This window comes from Anaerococcus tetradius, from assembly GCF_947087635.1.
Taxonomy (GTDB): Bacteria; Bacillota; Clostridia; order Tissierellales; family Peptoniphilaceae; genus Anaerococcus; species Anaerococcus tetradius.
This window is the reverse complement of record NZ_CAMUDP010000023.1, coordinates 1-17,762: the sequence shown is the minus strand read 5'-3', so window position 1 is coordinate 17,762 and position 17,762 is coordinate 1. Positions and strand designations below refer to the sequence as shown.

Annotated in this window: 16 protein-coding genes and 1 pseudogene; 6 read left to right on the top strand and 11 right to left on the bottom strand. The window is 36.0% G+C overall.

Features of this window, described 5'->3' with window-relative positions; all coding sequences use genetic code 11:
* Nucleotides 1-599 precede the first annotated feature (599 nt).
* Together P6936_RS07715 and P6936_RS07710 are read right to left on the bottom strand one after the other, a co-directional pair.
* Nucleotides 600-1,784, bottom strand: a complete 1,185-nt coding sequence (locus tag P6936_RS07715; protein ID WP_276881295.1) for a hypothetical protein — start codon at nt 1,782-1,784, stop codon at nt 600-602.
* A 232-nt stretch (nt 1,785-2,016) separates the two neighbouring features.
* Complete coding sequence (locus tag P6936_RS07710) at nt 2,017-2,499, bottom strand: hypothetical protein (RefSeq protein WP_276881294.1); 483 nt, start codon at nt 2,497-2,499, stop codon at nt 2,017-2,019.
* Nucleotides 2,500-3,092: 593 nt separating this feature from the next.
* Here P6936_RS07710 and P6936_RS07705 point away from each other — a divergent pair.
* A pseudogene (locus tag P6936_RS07705) lies at nt 3,093-3,677 on the top strand (IS30 family transposase); the annotation flags it as partial.
* 25 nt (nt 3,678-3,702) lie between these two features.
* On the opposite strand, the gene pepD reads toward P6936_RS07705, so the two are convergent.
* From pepD to P6936_RS07685, 4 genes are all read right to left on the bottom strand, one after another.
* Nucleotides 3,703-5,118 (bottom strand): beta-Ala-His dipeptidase, encoded by a 1,416-nt coding sequence (gene pepD, locus P6936_RS07700; protein ID WP_276881292.1) that lies wholly within the window; start codon nt 5,116-5,118, stop codon nt 3,703-3,705.
* An 8-nt stretch (nt 5,119-5,126) separates the two neighbouring features.
* Entirely contained in the window at nt 5,127-6,422 is a 1,296-nt protein-coding gene (gene hemZ, locus P6936_RS07695; protein WP_276881291.1) for a coproporphyrinogen dehydrogenase HemZ, read from the bottom strand.
* Nucleotides 6,423-6,488: 66 nt separating this feature from the next.
* The gene (locus tag P6936_RS07690; RefSeq protein WP_276881290.1) at nt 6,489-7,136 is read right to left on the bottom strand and encodes a CpXC domain-containing protein; all 648 of its coding nucleotides are present in this window, start codon (nt 7,134-7,136) and stop codon (nt 6,489-6,491) included.
* A gap of 53 nt (nt 7,137-7,189) precedes the next feature.
* Nucleotides 7,190-7,735: an ECF transporter S component gene (locus P6936_RS07685; RefSeq protein ID WP_276881289.1), complete on the bottom strand. Its 546-nt coding sequence runs from the start codon at nt 7,733-7,735 to the stop codon at nt 7,190-7,192.
* Between the two features lie 74 nt (nt 7,736-7,809).
* Between P6936_RS07685 and P6936_RS07680 the strand changes: the two genes are divergently transcribed.
* Nucleotides 7,810-8,472, top strand: coding sequence for a hypothetical protein (locus P6936_RS07680; protein WP_276881288.1), 663 nt, complete (start codon nt 7,810-7,812; stop codon nt 8,470-8,472).
* A 996-nt stretch (nt 8,473-9,468) separates the two neighbouring features.
* Here P6936_RS07680 and P6936_RS07675 read toward each other — a convergent pair.
* Genes P6936_RS07675 through P6936_RS07665 form a run of 3 tightly spaced genes read right to left on the bottom strand, consistent with a single transcriptional unit; the run spans nt 9,469 to nt 11,331 of the window.
* Nucleotides 9,469-10,035, bottom strand: a complete 567-nt coding sequence (locus P6936_RS07675; protein WP_276881287.1) for an FUSC family protein — start codon at nt 10,033-10,035, stop codon at nt 9,469-9,471.
* Complete coding sequence (locus P6936_RS07670) at nt 10,004-10,501, bottom strand: FUSC family protein (RefSeq protein WP_004837480.1); 498 nt, start codon at nt 10,499-10,501, stop codon at nt 10,004-10,006. The genes P6936_RS07675 and P6936_RS07670 overlap by 32 nt, the downstream gene beginning before the upstream one ends.
* The gene (locus tag P6936_RS07665) at nt 10,495-11,331 is read right to left on the bottom strand and encodes a nucleoside hydrolase (protein ID WP_276881286.1); all 837 of its coding nucleotides are present in this window, start codon (nt 11,329-11,331) and stop codon (nt 10,495-10,497) included. The genes P6936_RS07670 and P6936_RS07665 overlap by 7 nt, the downstream gene beginning before the upstream one ends.
* A gap of 113 nt (nt 11,332-11,444) precedes the next feature.
* Here P6936_RS07665 and P6936_RS07660 point away from each other — a divergent pair, with 113 nt between their 5' ends.
* A complete protein-coding gene (locus P6936_RS07660; protein ID WP_276881285.1) occupies nt 11,445-11,729 on the top strand; it encodes a GNAT family N-acetyltransferase in 285 nt (94 codons plus the stop codon).
* Nucleotides 11,730-11,776: 47 nt separating this feature from the next.
* Here the strand turns inward: P6936_RS07660 and P6936_RS07655 are convergent, their stop codons facing one another.
* Nucleotides 11,777-13,135 (bottom strand): MATE family efflux transporter, encoded by a 1,359-nt coding sequence (locus P6936_RS07655; RefSeq protein ID WP_276881284.1) that lies wholly within the window; start codon nt 13,133-13,135, stop codon nt 11,777-11,779.
* A 444-nt stretch (nt 13,136-13,579) separates the two neighbouring features.
* On the opposite strand from P6936_RS07655, the gene P6936_RS07650 reads away from it, so the two are divergent.
* On the top strand, nt 13,580-14,746 hold the full coding sequence (locus tag P6936_RS07650; protein ID WP_040349611.1) for an MFS transporter: 1,167 nt from the start codon (nt 13,580-13,582) through the stop codon (nt 14,744-14,746).
* Nucleotides 14,747-14,822: 76 nt separating this feature from the next.
* On the opposite strand, the gene glsA is transcribed toward P6936_RS07650, so the two are convergent.
* Entirely contained in the window at nt 14,823-15,752 is a 930-nt protein-coding gene (gene glsA / locus P6936_RS07645) for a glutaminase A (protein ID WP_276881283.1), read from the bottom strand.
* 71 nt (nt 15,753-15,823) lie between these two features.
* Here glsA and P6936_RS07640 point away from each other — a divergent pair, with 71 nt between their 5' ends.
* The gene (locus P6936_RS07640) at nt 15,824-16,417 is read left to right on the top strand and encodes a hypothetical protein (protein ID WP_004837474.1); all 594 of its coding nucleotides are present in this window, start codon (nt 15,824-15,826) and stop codon (nt 16,415-16,417) included.
* 66 nt (nt 16,418-16,483) lie between these two features.
* The gene (locus P6936_RS07635) at nt 16,484-17,581 is read left to right on the top strand and encodes a C40 family peptidase (RefSeq protein ID WP_276881282.1); all 1,098 of its coding nucleotides are present in this window, start codon (nt 16,484-16,486) and stop codon (nt 17,579-17,581) included.
* The last annotated feature ends 181 nt before the right edge of the window (nt 17,582-17,762 follow it).

Sequence of the window (17,762 nt, the reverse complement as noted above, 5' to 3'; positions counted from 1 at the left end):
TCGTTTGTTCGGAATGACTGATTCTTCGAATAAAATGTTATATAGAAAATAAAAACACGATACGCTTTGCCAGAGGCAAATCTTACTGCTTCCCCAAGCTGTGGTCGAGTAGATATGTCTAATAGAGTCTCTCGTTAAGAAAATCGATTTGTTTGAGCGTAGCGAGTTATCGATTTTTAGAGAGACGATTATTAGACATTCTTATATCTAGGACCAAGTAAAACAAGGCAGCTCGTTTCAAAAAAAAGATTTGCTTTAGCAAATCGACCTTTTCCGCACTCCGCTAAGGAGCAGAGGGGGTGAATGAAAAGAGGGTCCAGGGAGAAAGGTAGAGGGGGCCTCTGCCGCCCCCTTAGCTGTCTCCCTGGGGTTCGAAGGTTTCAACCCTTATAATGAGAACATTCTATAATATCAAGAAATAAAAATAAAAGAAGATTTAGTCCAAGATATATAAAAATATCTTATCATTCCTTTATATATTCCATCTAAAATTAGGGGTTAAAAAAGACCCCTTTGAAGGGGTCTTAATTCGTGAGTACCGCGGTTACTAAATTAATACTTCGTCTTTACGAGTGCACTCTTGAGTGACTTAAGTATTATTAGTCTCTTTTTTTGCTAGCTGCGTAAGCAACTGAAGCTGCTGCAAGGATTCCTGCAACGCCTGTTACTCCTACAACGCCTGTTTTAGCATTTTTAGATGCTTTTTTAGCTGGAGCTTTTTTGTCTTCTTTTTTGTCTTCTTTTTTATCTTCTTTTTTGTCTTCTGTAGATGGTTTTGCTTCTTCTTTTTTGTTTACATCTTTAAGAAGATCTTTACCTTCTTTAGTTACTTCTTCAGCGTCTTTTGTAGCGTTTTCAATTTCGTCAAGGTTAGCTTCATCAGCGTAAGCTTTTGAGAAAAGAATATCAGATACTGCTACATTTTTGCCAAGTAGTTTGCCAAGTTTGCTGATAACAGCATTAGCTTTTGTTAGGTAAGCATCGATAGGTGCTTTGTGGTTTTTGTAAACTGCTGGAGCTGCTTCTTTAAGGATTTCTACTGCTTTTGCTGTTTCTCTAGCTTCAGCGTAAGCTTTTTCAGCTCTTGCAAGAACTTCTGCTTTGTTTTTAGCTGGTTTTGATGCTTCTGGTGTAGCTGGTGCTGTTTTATCTTCTAATACTTTAACTTTGTCGTTGTTGAATAGAGCAAGAATATCATTTAATTTAGCTTCATCAACTTTTTTACCAAGTTTTCCAAGTTCTTCTTTGATTTTATCAACTTTAGTATTAACAGCGTCTTGTTGTTTTTTAAGTTGAACTCTAGCATTTATAACTGTTTGTTGAGCTTGATTTAAATTTTTTGTAGCTTCTTTAGTAGCTTTATCTAGTTTTGGTTGATAAATTTCCTTTAAATCCTTTTCAGCTTCTTCTTTAAGATGTTTAAGTACTTCATCTGCATCATCTCCTGCTAATTCTGGTTTAGCTGTTGATATTTCTTTAGTAAGTTTTTCAATTTTTGCCTTTAGAGCTGCAACTTCTGGAACTGAAGCTTCTGCTGCTTTTAATTCAGCTGCTTTTTCAGCTTCAAGTTTTTCAGCATCAGCTAAATCTTTTTCTAATTTAGGAAGTCTAGCTTTAAGTTCTTCCAATTCAGCGTTTAATTTAACGATTTCTGCTTTTTCACTTTCTGTGAATGTACCAACTGCTTTGTTAAGTTCATCACTTGTTGCTGCGTATGATGGAGCGATTGCGCCAAGTCCTAGAGCTAATGCTAAAGCACCAGCTGCTAATTTATTTGTTTTCATAATTATATTCTCCTTATTTGTTTAAACTATTAATATAGTACTCACTTTACAATTACAATTGTACAACATTCCCACAAATTTTGCAACACATTTTCTACAAAAAGTTTCGAAATTTAATGTTTTCCCTGAATTTCAGGCTTTTTCTCCACATTTTCTCCATAATGCTTACATATTTGTGTCATCTTTGTAATTGTTTATTACATTATAACACTTTTTTGATAAAAGAAAAGCCCTAAGTCAATAAATTTTCACGTACATATTTTACTGCTTCGTAATTGTCTACCAGACTTTCTACTAGGCTCATGTAGTACAAGAGCTGGGCGTTTCTTCTGTTGTTAAGTAGGGCCTTTTCTTTGTTTAGGCTTGCTATTACTTCGCCAGTTGTAAGTATTATGTTGGAGTCTTCTATTTTGTCGACGTATTTTACATTGACAAAGCCTCTTTGTTGGTCATCATAGTGGCTATTTCTAACCTTGAAGGCAAAAAAGACGTGGTTTTTGTCTATTGTGTAGGGGTAGTTTCTTGCTATTTGGACCTTGTTTTTTATTTGCTTATCGACAAGTTTTTTCCTCTTTCCTTTCTGGTCATAGAGGTTTTTGAGAAAATGGGTCGGCGTTCTTCTGTCCATCTCGCTCCTATCTACATAATAGATACGTGATCCAATGCCTATACGATTGATTTCTTCAGGCAAGATTGCGATTATATCAGTAGTCATCCTTCCTCCTTTCGGACATTATTGGTCTATGTGCGGCTTTCGTAGACTCTTAATGTACTATGATTGTACTTGCCTTTTTTTATTTTTAAATAGACATTGGATAAAAAATAGAAAAAAATCGAGCCACCGATCAAGGGGTGGCTCTCAGAAGGGAAAAACTATTGCCCAAAGCTGGGCGGGAAAATATTTCTATTTATATAAAAATATTTTTTGTATTTCTACAATCCAAGTTAGGTCTTTTGCCAAGTTAAGTGAAAGCGAACAAATATTAAGTAGATAATAATTGCATAAGCCGAAGGAATATGGAGATTCACCCTGGCAGGTATTGTCCTAAAGTGGAAGGGCAAATTAAACAACAAAATGATATTTACTAGAGCCTTTTGTGGACTTCTAGGCAGTTAATATCCTTTAGCTATTTAACTAATTAATGTTATATCATTTTTCTGTGAACTTGTCAAGGAAATTCGGTATTTTATGAAGATTTATTTATAAAATAAGTTGTAAAATTAAATACGACACTAGATTAATATAGAAAACTCATACTAACTTCGTGTAAAATTTTAATGACGACAAAAACACACACGGAAGTTAATATGAGCTATAAACATCTTACCATAAATGAGAGAAATAAGATAGAGGTACTAAGAAAAGAGGGCTATTCTTCTAGAAGAATAGCAAAAATTTTAGGTTTTCATCACTCAACAATATCTAGAGAATTAAAAAGATGTGATAATGATTATGAAGCTGTCTATGCCCAAAAAGATAAGATGGAAAAATCATCATCTAAAGAAAGAAAACCAAAAGTTGATGATAATATCACTAAATGTATATCGGAAAAACTTCATAAGAAGTGGTCTCCTGGGCAAATAGCAAGCACTGTATGTAAAGATATTGTATGCTTTAAAACAATATATAATTGGATTTATTCAGGAATTATAGACTTTGATATTTCCAATCTAAGAAGAAAAGGAAAATCTAGAAAAGCCAAAGAAACAAGAGGTAGATTTAACATTGGTAAATCAATAAACAAAAGACCTAAAGAAGTTAAAAAAAGGAATACTTTTGGTCACTGGGAACTAGATACAGTTGTGTCATCCAGAGGTAAAAGTAAAGGATGCCTAGCAACATTTGTAGAAAGAAAAACTAGATTTTACATAGCCTTACCTATGGTAGATCAAGGAGGCTAGACGCCTCCCTTGTTATTTATTTGATTTTTTTCAAAAGCTCTACTAAGAATTTGTAGTTATTTGCTACTGATTGGATGTTGCATCTTTCTGCTGGTGAGTGGGCTCCTTCTATTTCTGGGCCGAAGGATATCATTTCAACGTGTGGGATTTCTTTTTTGAAGAGGCCACATTCTAGACCGCCATGGGTTGTACCTATTATTAGGTCGTCCCCGTGGATTTGTTTCCATGTTTCGTTTGCAAGCCCTATTAGGGAGCTTTCTTCTCTTTGCCAACCAGAGTATTGGTTGGTTATTTGATAAGATCCTCCGAATCTTTTGATTATTTCGATGGCGATTTCTGCCCTATTTGCTTTGGCTGAGTCGACTTCAGATCTAATCATTGAGTGGAACATTACTGTATCTTCCCAATTTTCTAGGAGTCCGAGGTTTGATGATGTTACGATGTTGTCTTTATATTTTTTGTAGAGACCATCAGGTAGGACGAAGATTGCATCTATTATGTCCTTAGAGGCCTTTTGGCTAATGACTTCTCCCTCGTATTGGGCCTTTTTGACAGTGATTGTTCCTTTTGGATCAGAGTCCTTGTATTCGTTTAGGATTTCTCCTATTCTCTTTTCGATTTCTGTGATTGCTTCATCCCTATCTTTTACTGAGACTAGGGCGTAGGCTGTAGTTGGTATGGCATTTCTCTTTACTCCACCCTTGATGTCAGCTATTTGTACGCCTTCGATGTTGTGAAGAAGTCTTGCAAGATTTTTGATGGCGTTACATCTGAATTTATCTATTTCCATTCCAGAATGTCCGCCTTCAAAGCCAGCTAGGTTTATTTCTATAAAGTCGCCTTGGGCTTTTTCGTATTCTTTCTTAAATTCTATTTCAAGGTCAAGGCCACCAGCACAGCCTATGGTTAGGACACCTTCTTCTTCTGAGTCGATGTTTATTAGGTATTTTGCTTTAAGTTGGGATAGGTCGATGGCGTTTGCTCCTACCATTGAGGTTTCTTCACCTGTTGTAATTATTGCTTCGATTGGACCATGTTCGAGGCTATCGTCATCAAGGATACCCATTATGAAGGCAACTCCTATTCCATCATCTCCTCCGAGGGTTGTTCCATTGGCAGTTAGCCAGCCGTCTTCTATTTTTAGCTCGATTGGGTCTTTTTCGAAGTCATGGTCGCTATCGTCTTCTTTTACACAAACCATATCCATGTGGCCTTGAAGAGCAACGGTTGGTCTATCTTCATAGCCCTTTGAGGCTTTTTTTCTAATTATTACATTGAGGGCTTCGTCTTGGATTACCTCAAGTTTTCTATCTTTAGCAAATTGTACAAGGAAGTCAGAAACTCCCTTTTCGTTTCCTGATTCTCTAGGGATTCTACTGAGTTCATAAAAATTAGCGAATACTTCGCTAGGTTGTAAGTTTTTAATTTCCATAATTCCTCCTAATTATTTTTATTATACTCATTTATCAAAGTATTTTTAGCCCAAATTTCTTCCTCAAGTCTTAGGAAATAGTCTCTTAGGTTTCTAGAATTTCTAAATTTCTTAGCATTCATAAGTTTAGAGTTGGCATTCATTCCAAGGCCAATTATTGATTCAAGCTCTTCGTTTATTATGATGTTGTATCTCTGGCTAGTATCAGCTTTTTGGTAGCCGACATTTTCTAGGTTGGATACTATATTTTTTTGCCTGTAAAGATAGTAGGCCTTGTAGGAATTTTCCTTGACGAAGCTTCTGATTTTTCTAGATATTTCTAGGCTATCCGACCTTTTTGCCCTCTTGTTTTCCTCGAAGTATTTGCTACCAACCTTCATGGCTAGGGCATGAAAGGTGATATTGTCTGGCTTTAGTTTCTTTAGGACTGTGAAGTTTTTCTCAAAAAGCTCACTTCCTTCTCCCATAAGTCCCACTATGAAGTCTGTATTTATTATAAAGCCGAGCTGTCTTGCCCTAAGGTAGATTTTCTCAAAATGCTCATAGTCGTAGTTCCTTCCAGCTTTTCTTACAATTTCTTCATTAAAGCTTTGGGGGTTTAGGGATATCCTGTCAACTTTTCCTTCTTTTAAAATTTGAAGTTTATCAAAATCTAGGCTATCTTCCCTGCCAGCTTCGAAGGTAAATTCTTCATAGGTAAATTTTTCGTTGATTGCGACTAAGAGCCTTGCCAAGTCCTCATGGTCAATATAGGAAGGTGTTCCTCCACCTACATAGATGGCATCAATTTTTCTAGGAAGGTCGATATTTTTTATTTCGTAAATGAGGGAGTCTATATAGGCTTTCTTATCATTTCGTTTTCCAACTAGGGTTGGATATGAACAGTAATGACATCTTGTAGGACAGAAGGGGATGTTGATGTAGACAGAAAAAGCCTTCCTATCAAAGGCTAATTTATCTTGCTCGCTTTTTACCTCAGCTAGTAGCTTAATTTTTTCATCGCTTAATAAATACTTCTTCTTAATTTCTTCAAGGCTCATCTTTTGGAGGAGCTTAGAAGGTTTGGAGCCTGTAAGATAGCCCCATGGCGATTGGTAGCCAGTTAGATGTGTGAGGATTTGATAGAGTTTTTCTTTGAGTTGATCATCCTTATAGGAAAAATTCTTATCTTTTAGGATAATCTTTCCTTCTTCTATCCTAAGACCTGCTTTATCATCAAAGATAAGCTCATCATGGTCATAGAAAATATTTAATATATCATAAACTTGTTTTCTTTTCTTGTGATTTGCAACATAAAATTTCATAGTCTTACTATACTAGTTTCGCCCATAATAATAAGTTCGTCCAAGATAAAAAACCATGAATGAAAATCACTCATGGCTTTTTATATTTTTTAGTAGGTCGAAGGCCCAGGCCTTATCGACCAATTCTATTTTTTCTTCGAAGTAGTCCTTGTATTGGTCATAGACCCTATCGTAGACTTCTCTTGGGAAAGGCAATTTCATTATATCCCCTCCCTTGGTCTGGATTTCAAAGTCCTTATCATTCGTAAATCTGAAGCTAACTACATCATCATGGCCCAAGCTAAGATCATCTGCTTCTAGGAGCATGTATTTCATAAGTTCGATCGCTCTAATTGAAAGGCCATCTTCCAATATTATAATTTTTTCTCTTAAATCTTTGATGTCAGTTGTCAAAATTACATTGAACTTTTGGGCTTCATTTTTCCTAAGCTTATCCAAGAGCTTGAAGGAAGACCTAAGGGCAATCCTATTTTTTATATCGCAAAAATCAGGATCATTTATTATCATATACTTTAGTCCATTGTCTGTGTAGACAAACCTATAATTCAGAATAAAGTCTTTTCCACAAATAGGGCAGGATAGCTTGGCAAAATCCCCAGCTAATATTTCTTCCCTCTCGCTAGAAGAATCAAAAACAGCAGTATTCAATTCTTCCTTAAAGCTATGCTTACATTTTGGACAAGTTATGCTAAATTCTTTTAGTCTTTCCTTCATATCAACCTCCCAAACTTTCTTTACCTTATTAGGCTTATACCCAAAATTGTATCTTAGTCAAACTTGATAGCCTTAATTAAAGGAATAGCAAGTATTGAAGCTATAATTACAGAAATTAGAGCATTAAAGAGTGAAACTCCTGCCTTTGGTAGAAGCTCTGCCATAACAGCTTGATTAGTAAAGCCCATAACAAACTTGCTTGTGATAAATGTCTTTAACAAGTATAAAAACACATAGGTTAGTTGACCTGCTATGGATGATGTTACAAGCTTTTTCTTATCAACAAGTTCCTTCCTATTTTTGTAAAGGGCACCTGCAACATAGGCTAGGGCAAATTTTGTTACAAAGGTAATAGGAGCTGATGTAAAATACACCGGATCAAATAGGTCGAAAAGAGCAGAACCAAGACCTGCTGCAAGACCTCCTAAACCAGGTCCTAACAAAATACCAGCCAATAAGCAAAAAACGTTACCTAAGTGAAATCTAGTTTGGCCAAATGGTGTAAGAACAGGGATTTGGAAAAATCTAGAAAATACGTAAACTAAGGCTGTAAAAAGTGCAACATATACCATTTTTTTGGTTGTAAGTTTATTATTCATAAAACCCTCCTTAAAAATATTTCTTTTCTAGTATACCATAAAAAACTGAAGTAAGGTATATATGAGGTGATAAAATGAGTAAAAATTTAGGTCCAATACACTTTATGATGTATGAAAAGATCAAATTTCAAGATAAAATAAGTAATTATCTAATGGATGACAATACCGAAGAGCTTGATAAAATTTTTCCAAAAGTTTCTGATAAGCCCTTGGAGGACTTAGTCGATCAAGAAAACATCCACGGCTGGCTATCAGCAAGGATTGATATGGTAGAAAATAGACTAGCTAGGGCCATAAGCCTAAGCAAAAATCCAGAAGAAAAATTTTATGAACTTGGAAAAATTGAGGGAGCAAAAGAAAAACTAGACAGCCTAGAAGAAGTATTCGATAAACTAAATCTAAGACTTCTAGATGGTATGCCATGTGATAGAGCCCTAAGCGCAGGCCTTGATGATAAGGGAAAGCTACTCCTAATCACAAACGCCAACCTTCACAAAAAATACGAAGAAGACATGATTGACCCACAAAAATCAATCAACAACACCTGCGAAGGCGGCCACGGCCACGACTCCCACGAATCATTCGAAATAGGAAAAATCGACAAAATCGAAAACACAAGCGAAAAATCAAGATATCACGACATGAGATATCAATTCATAAAAGGATTCTTAGAAAAAAGTCCCTACTCTGTAGAAAGAATAAACGGGTTGGACTTTAAGATTTTTAAAAAATCTTAGATAAAATTATATAATTTAGATATTGGGGATAGCTTCGTTAGGGAGATATTTTAAAATATCTTGAACTAAATTTTTTGTTCTTGATATTAGAAATTGATTTTTAATCGAAGCTATCCCCTTCGTAGCTTTTGGGGAAAGGCTAAGGGGTGTTTGGAAGATATTTAATATATCTTGAACTAATTTTTATTTCTTGATATTTTAAATTAAAACTTTAATCGAAGGTGTCCCTTCGTACCTTTTGGGGGAACGCTAAGGGGGCAGCAGAGGCCCCCTCCAGCTTTCCCCCAAGCCCCCTTTTCCCTCACCCCCTCTGCTCCTTGGGCGGAGTGCGGAAAAGGTTGATTTGCTAAAGCAAATCTTTGTTTTGAAACGAGCTGCTTTGTTTTACTTGATCCTTAATATAAGAATGTCTAATAATCGTCTCTCTAAAAATCGATAACTCGCTATCGCTCAAACAAATCGATTTTCTTAACGAGAGACTATATTAGCCATTTCTACTCGACCACTACATGGGAAAGGAGTAAGCTTTGCCCTTGGCAAAGCGTATCATGTTCTTTATATTACATATTACCGAAATATTACTAGCAGCCTCTAATTAAGAAAGATGTAAATGCAACGAAACCCCTCATACTACCTTATCGAGCAGCATGGATAATCAGAATGAGCGTTAAGAAAATTTATCTGTTTGAGCGTAAGCGAGTTATAAATTTTTAGCGAATGATGATTAGGAATTGTAAAAAGTTAAGAAAACAAAAAACGAAGGCTCATACCACCAACAAAGATTGGCGAAGCCAATCAACAAAATCCGCACTCCGCACAAGGAGCAGCGGGGGTGATTAGAAAAGGGGTTCTAGGGGAAAGCCTGGAGGGGGCATCTGCAGCCCCCTTAGGCTGTTCCCTAGAGTACGAAGGGTCCAACCCTTAAAAAAAGTATTTTATAATATCTGAAAATTTAAATTCCCGAAAAATTTTAATCAAAAATATTTAAAAAAATATTTACTTAGTCCACTTATCTATCCCATTTTTCTTCATGAATTTTTTTCTTCTGTAGTTTATTTCTATGCCATTTATGGCTATGGATATTACTACTCCTATTAGGGTGTCTAGGGTTCTGTTGAAGGCGAAGGTTAGGGGAAGTTTTGTGGTTTGGTTTACATTGTCTAGGGTGATTGAGAGGAATACTATTGCCATGATGGTTAGGGCATTGTAGCGTTTTAGGTGGGCCATTATCCATATTATAAGGCCTACTATTAGGCTCATTAGTAGGTAGTCTAGTATGTAGGGTTTTTTAAAGTTTGGAACTAATATTAGATAGGCTAGTCCTATTAAACCTCCTAGGATTGTTCCTATTACCCTATTTATTCCTATGTCTTTTGTATCTACTAGGTTGGTTTGCATGGATATTATGGCTGCTATTGATGAGTTTATTGGCAAGCCTTGGCCAGGTCTAAGTTCTGATATTAGCATGGATAGGAAAACTGCTATTACAGTTTTGATTATCCTAAGTCCCGGTCTTTTTATTTTTAAGATCTTATCTATGTCTATACCTCTTTCTAAATTCAAAGTCCGCCCAGTTAACGAATATGGCTGCGAATATTCCTATTATTGTATCAATTATCCTGCTAACTGCAAAGAGTACGGGTCCTGCGGCGTCATTGGCGTGATTTACTGTTACCGATAGGAATACTATGCCTGCAATTGTTATGGCTAGATGTTTTTCGAAGCTAGCCAAAATCCAAATTAGTCCAATTACTATTAGGGATAGGAAAAAAATGTTTACTACTTTTGGTAGGCCCATCCCATCTACTATTAAAAGATAGACTAGACCTGTAAGACCCCCTATTATAGTTCCTATTGCCCTGTTGACTCCCTTAATAAAGGTGGAAGATAGGTCTTGTTGCATACATATTATGGCTGCTATTCCACTATAAAAGGGAAGTCCCTTAGGTCTTAGGCTTGATATTAGCATTGCTAGAAACAAGGCAAGACCTGTTTTAATCATTCTTGCCCCTGGTTTTTTTATTAACATAGTTTGCCTTCTAGGTAGGTAAAGAAGCTTTCAATATTTACCTTGTTGGCAAGATATAATTTTTTTCTGGAGTTTATCCTAATCATCTCGCCAAGATTTTCCCTATCGTCAACCTTTATGCCACTTTCTTCAAAGATAAAGGCTTCTGGTTTTTCTAGAAGATAAAGAAGAAGTGGTGCGTAGAGAAATCTATTTTCCTTATTTGCTAAAAGATTTTCTATAATCTTCTCGTTTTTCTTATCCTTAGCTAAGTTTTTGAGGAAGTCATCACTTATTTCTATTTGATCTGCCAAATTTTTGGGCAAGATAAAAAGATCAATCGAAGAGTTTAGGATTTTATTTATAGCCTTTGGGTCCTCAATAAAGTTATATTCAGGCCCGTAGAGATTGCCTCCACTTATAAATATATGGGATATGTAATCCTCCAAGTCCTCGTATTTTTCTAGAGCTTTAGCGATATTTGTTAGGGGCCCTGTAGTAATGATATCAATCTTGCCACAATCAGCTGCTATATCATAGAGATGATCACTTACTTCTGTTTCTTCCAAGTAGTCCTTGTGGCTTGGATAGTAGTTTTTATCTAAGCCCTTAATCTTTATTTCCTTATCCAAGATGTTGGTCTCATTTCCCTTGGCTATGGGAAGGAAAAGCTCGTGGCTTTCGTTAAGACCTAGGATGTTGTCTGCTGCTGTGGCAGCTGTCATGTAACTTCTAATAGAAGAAAGCCCCACCAACTCGAAGTTAAAGGACCTAAAGGCCATATCGAGCATGAGAGCTTCGTCATCTGAGAAATTTGTATCTATATATATAAATGCTTTTTCTTTTTGCATAATACCTCACTTTGACCTTACTATACTAAGCTCACTTGCAATTTTCAAAGGTCAAATGCCTAGGTTTTGCTAGTTATTTTTCTTTTTGGGTAAAAGATAAAAGAGGTGATAATATGGATATTAGAATTATTTTTAACGAAGAAGAACAAGAGGCTTCTGCCTTTGATGGAGAAAAAAAGATTGGCTATTGCCAGTATGAAAAAGAAGGTGGTATCTACAAGCTTACCCACACTGTAGTAGATAAGGCCTATGGTGGAAGGGGCCTTGCAGGAAGCTTACTTGATTGCCTAGTTGATCATTTTAGGTCTTCTAAGAAAAAAATCCTTCCTATCTGCTCTTATGCAGTTAAAAAATTTGATAATGATAAAAAATACGCCGATGTGGACGCTAGAAATTAAATTTATCCCAGCTGTAACCTAAAAAAGTATTAGGCCCAGCTGGGATATTATTTTTCGTATTTAATCTTGATATGGCTATCACGTCTTTTTTCTAATTCATGAATTTCTTTTATTTCATCTCTTATCAAGAATATAGAAAGTATCATAGTGATTAGTTCTGTGATGCTTGCTACTTGCCAGATTATTTCCCTTCCAAAGATAAAGGGCAAAAGGTAGACTAAAATCGCCATTAGGACATAGCCCCTTACTATTGTGATATAGAAATCATATCTTGGCTTTTGGACTGCCGTCATGTAGCCAGCATTAATTATATTAAAGCCCATAATTAGATAGGATATAGCGAAAATTCTTAGGGCCTTTACTGCAAAGGCTAGAAAATTAATATCATAGTCAGCTATAAAGACATTTACAAAAAATACTGGTCTTAGTTCAATAGCTATAAACATAAGAAGGCTTACTATGGCGACTGTTCTTAGCATGTACTTTCTAATCCTTAGGACATCCTCGTATTTTTCCCTACCAAAGGAGAAAGAAATTATAGGCTGGCTTGATTGATTAATGGCAATCATGGTGTTTACCACAAATATCATAATATAGGAAATTACTGAAAAGCTAGCAAGGCCATCTGTCCCATAATAAGTTGATATTACTTTATTGAAAAGGAGGATGACAAAACCTGATGATAATTCATTTAGGCTTGCAGGAAAACCATAAGAGATGATTTCCTTGACCTTGTAATATTTTAACTTGAATTTCCTAAACTTTAGCTGGGCCTTGGATGATAGAAAATATGAAACATAGCCAAGGGTCGGAAGCACTTGGGCTATACCTGTGGCTATGGCTGCTCCCCTAACTCCCATATGGAAGTGAAAGATGAATACATAGTCAAGAATTATATTTGTGAGGGCAGAAACTATCATTAGGATAGTAGATATGATTGGCTTTCCATCTGCCTTTACCATAATCTCAAAGACATAGGCCATCACATAAAAGGGAGTAAAGAAAATAATTACTGACATATAGTCCTTGACTAAAGGCCTTATATCATCACTTGCTCCCAAGGCTCCAATAAGCCTATCCATAAGGATATAACTAAGAAGGGCTATGAGTAAGGAAACTGCGAGGGAAAGTACTAGACCAATAGAGAAAAATTCATCAGCTTTTTCTTTATCTCCCTTACCCAGTTGATAGGTTATTAGGTTTAAACTACCGATAGAAATTAGGATAGAAAGGGCAAAGGTAAGGGTTACATAGGGCATGGCAACATTTACAGCCGATATCCCCCTTGCACCAACTCCTTGGCCGACAAAAATCCCATCAACCATGGTGTAGGTCGAAAATAAAATCATGGTAGTTATGGTCGGTAGCAAATATTTGAAATAAGATTTAAGTAAAGTATTTTTCATTTTGACTCCTTCTGATATAATATTATAAGGCTTGGATAAGTCCAAGGTCAAGGAAATGCGATGAAAATCCAATACAAAATCGCTGAAATAGCATAAATTTTCGATATATCGACAGATACTAAGATACTACGAGAAAGAAGATCTCAAAGTTAGACAAAGGGATAAATTTTCCTACAGGGTCTAAAATATCTTTGATATATGTAAGTTAAATATAATTCAAATCAAAATCTAAAGGGTCTAATGCAAAATTATGAATAATCATCGTTCTATCATTAGAAGGTTCTCTTAGGAAATTTTACCTCTCCTTAACGCTAGGCATATTGGTGTCTGCCAGATAATTGAGGCAGTTAGCCCGTCGGCGTTTTGAGACTTTCCGCAGAGCTTCTTCTAATGATATTGGTACGATTATTCATTCTCGAACATCCCCTTAGAAAAGAGGTCTTAATGAAAGCTTTTAATAAAAATAGATTGACAGAAGCTGCAATCCTGTCTATTTCTTTAATAACTGCAGGTAATGCCGCCATCTCAGGAATCCTAGTCTTTATGCAAAAAGACCTAGGCATAAGTAGACAAGCCGCGGAGTTTCTCATAACCCTATCATCAATAACTACTATAATCTCCATAGCCCTAAGCGAATATATAACCAAGCTAATAGGGATGAAAAAATGCGTACAAATAGGCACAAGTCTAGTCTTTATTAGTGGTCTAATACCAGTAATTAAAACTAGCTACGAGAGTATTTTCCTTTCTAGGATCATCCTAGGCTTTGGTGTTGGGATGTTTAATGGTCATGCCGCCAATTACATAAGTGCCCTTTTTAGGGGAGAAAAGGCGGCAAGTCTGTATGGTCTTAGAAACTCCACAGAATATATAGGTCAGATGCTTTTGCTCCTCCTTGCAGGTTTTCTTATCAAAATCAAATGGCCTATGGCTTTTCTTGCCTATTGCATATCAATCTTTATCCTCTTTTTCTTTTCAGCAAATGTCGAGGATATAAGGCCAGAAAAAAGGGAAGGAAGATTTTATTTAACTAAGCAAGTCTTCTTCTATGTTTTCTTTGCAGGCTTAATGATAATGAACCTAACTTCCTTGAGTGTAAGATTTCCAACCATAGCAACCCTTGCCAAGGGAATGGATTTTAATATTAATGCCTATATGATCCTCCTTCCCCTATCTGGTATGCTTTCAGGTTTTGCCTTTGGCTATATCAACCGATCCTTGAGGGAAAAGACTATACTTTTAGGCCTAATTATCTATATAATATCTAACCTTATTATAGCCTTCTGGGGCTACAATATTTATGTCTTTATGCTAGCAATGGTATTAAATGCAACAAGTCAGTCCATGTGCACCCCTTATCTTTTTGCTGAAGCAAGTAGATTTGCAAGAGGTAGCCAAAATAGGATTATCAACAACCTTATCTTTATAGGTTGCAATATAGGAGGCTTCCTAAGTCCCGCCTTTTTAATGGGAGTAAGAAAACTTCTAGGCAGTGACTCCTTGACTATAGCCTTTGTAGGATTTGCTATACTATATGCTATTTTGTTCTTTGTTTATCTTTATGAAAATATTAAGCTAGATAGGAGTAGCGTCATTAAAGATTCTAAGTAGCTTTAAGCTATATACTTATTCAAATCAAAAGCTTTGAAAGATTAACTTCTTGTCATGAATCTTTCAAAGCTTTTTTTTAGACAAAAATATTTAAGCCCAAGTCTTGGGATATGATTTTAAATAGTTCTTTGCCTCTTACGGAGTTGCCGGTTTTGTCTAGTCTTGGTGAGTAGACTCCTATGCCACATACTCCTGGCACTATTCCTACTATGGCCCCACTTACTCCAGATTTTGATGGGATGCCTACATTCATCAAGTAGTTGCCAGAGTTTTCATACATGCCACAAGATGCCATTTGGCTTACTACTATTTGGACAATCGGTTCTGGAACGATCATATTTCTATCGTCAACATCATAGCCATTATTGGCGAGGACTGCTCCCATTTTTGCAAGGCCTTCTATGTTTGAGCCTATGGAGCAGGATTTGATGTAGAGGTCCAAGACTTCTTCTGGGTCAGCAGAAAAAATATTTTTGCTTTTAAGATAATAGGCTATTGCCTTATTCCTATCTGTAGTCTTAATCTCGGACTCGTAGATATCTTTCATAAGGCTACTTTCTTTGAAGTTTGATAGACTCTTGTAAAAATTTAGGATTCTTTTAAATTTTTCTTCATTATTAGCTCCAAGTATCATAGAAGTCGTAGTAATTGCACCAGCATTGATAAAAGGATTGGCAGGCTTATCGCCTATAGGAACTATGGAATTAAATTCATAGCGGGTTGGCTCGCTACCTACCTTCTCATAAACTTCTTTTGGACTAGTATCGGTTAGGGCGAGAATAAGGCTTATCAGTTTGGAGATAGATTGGATGGAAAATACTATATCCCTATCCCCATAACTAAAGACATCGCCGTTGGTTGTAACAAGACTAAAGGCAAAGTTGTCACTATCGACATTCAAAAGTTCTGGTATGTAGCCTGCTGCTTCGCCTATTCCTATATAGTCCTTGCTTTTTTCTATTGCATTGAGTAATCTTTCATTAATCATTTTTTTATTATATAACATAAGTCACCTCTTTAATATGATACCCTTTATCGCAAGTGTTTTATGTTGTACAATAATATAAAGGAGAATTTATGAGAATACTAGAGATTTTAAATAATGAAAATTGGATAAAAGATTACGATTTTTATGATAAATTCATGGCTTCTTCCTATTTGGATAAGCTAAGAGAAGCCTATGAAAAACTAAATACAGATATACTTTTTACTTCCCATATCCATGGCAAAGACCACATAGAAAGGGTGATATTTTTCTCAGTCCTTTTGTCTTTTGCCTATAAGCTTGATGAAGCCGACACAAATATCTTGATAAATGCTGCAAGCCTTCACGATACCCGCAGGGTAAATGATGGCTGGGATACAGAACATGGTCCAAGGGCCGCAAGGGAGTCTATCCAATACGCCCATGATATAAAAAAAGAGGATAAGGAAATCTTGCAAGCTGTAATAGCTGCCCACTCCAGGGATGACAAGAATATGGATGAAACTATAAGAGAATTTGTAAAAAATGAGGATGATTTTCCTAGAGCTAAAAGACTTGCCAAGTTCTTTAAGGATGCCGATGGACTCGATAGGGTTAGGATTAATCTCCTAGACCCTGCCTATTTGAGAAATGATTATTCTAAGAACTTGGTTGACTTCTCCTATAAATTGTTTGAGAAATTTTAAACTTCTCCTTAATCAATTAGTAATCTATGCTATAATAGAAGAAGAGAACATTTAAGGAGAGAATCGGTGAAAGTATTAAGAAAGTTATTAGGGAAAGGATTTATACTTTTAGGCCTCTTGTTAATTTATCCAAGTACAGCTAAGGCGGATGAAATTATACTTAATAAGGACAAAACTGATGGAGTCAATATTAGAAAAGAAAAATCCAACAGTTCAGAAGTCCTTGGCGGAATAGAAGACTACAATAGATACCCAATAAAAAGTGAAGATAGATTTTGGTATATCATTGACTACAAGGGCGAAAACGCCTATGTCGGCAAGGAGTGGTTCTATCGCTTGAAGGATGTAAGGGTCATAAAAGAAACAAATCTTTTGTCTGCTCCAAGCAAAAATGCCAAGGATAAGATAAATTACAAGCTAAAGCCAGATAGCGAGCTTACTATCCTTTCCTTTGTAGAAGGAAGCGATTATGTAAAGGTAGCCTACAAGCCAGCTAAGAAGGAAAACAAAAAGCTAAATGTAGATGAAAATGACAAGCTTAAAGATAAAAAAGTAGATATGAAAGAGCAATTAGGCTTTGTTAAAATATCAAGCCTTGATCTTTCCAGAAGAAGCAAAAAATATTTAAGTAAACTACAAAAAACCTACAAAGAATTAAACGAATCCAAGGATAAGCACGAAAAAATCGAAGAAGAAGAAAGAGTCACACAAGAAGAAAGTCAACAAGGCGGTGATGATGCTTACGAAGTAATCTATGTAAGCTACTTTACCAACGATGATGGTGAAGTTATTAATAAGGATGAATCACAAATCGGAAAGAGCATCTATAATTACGCCCTCGACTATGTTGGAAGCCCTTATGTTTTTGGAGGAATATCAAAGACAAATGGTATAGACTGCTCAGGTCTTGTCCTAAAGGCCTACGAGAACTTCGGTCTAGACCTTCCTCACCTTGCCAAAAGTCAGGCAGAATATGGTGAAACAGTTGCTTTTGGTGAAGAAAAAGCAGGCGATTTGGTATTCTTCGGTTCAAGCTATAATGATATCTATCATGTAGGAATAGCTGATGGTTTGGGCAATATGGTTCATGCAGCAAGTCCTGGCCAAGGAGTTATAGTTAGCCCAATCAATAATCCGTTTGTTATTAAAAGAATATTCGAATAAATGTGGTATAATGATAAAGGTATGTGATAAAGTATAAAAAGCCCTCTGCATGGAGGGTTTTTTGAATGGAAATATAATATTATGATAGGAAATAGGCTTCTTACTTTTAGCCTATAAAATTTCATCAAAAAGGGGCTGTTGCAAAAGTCCTGACAATCGAGTAGGAGGTTAATGATTAATT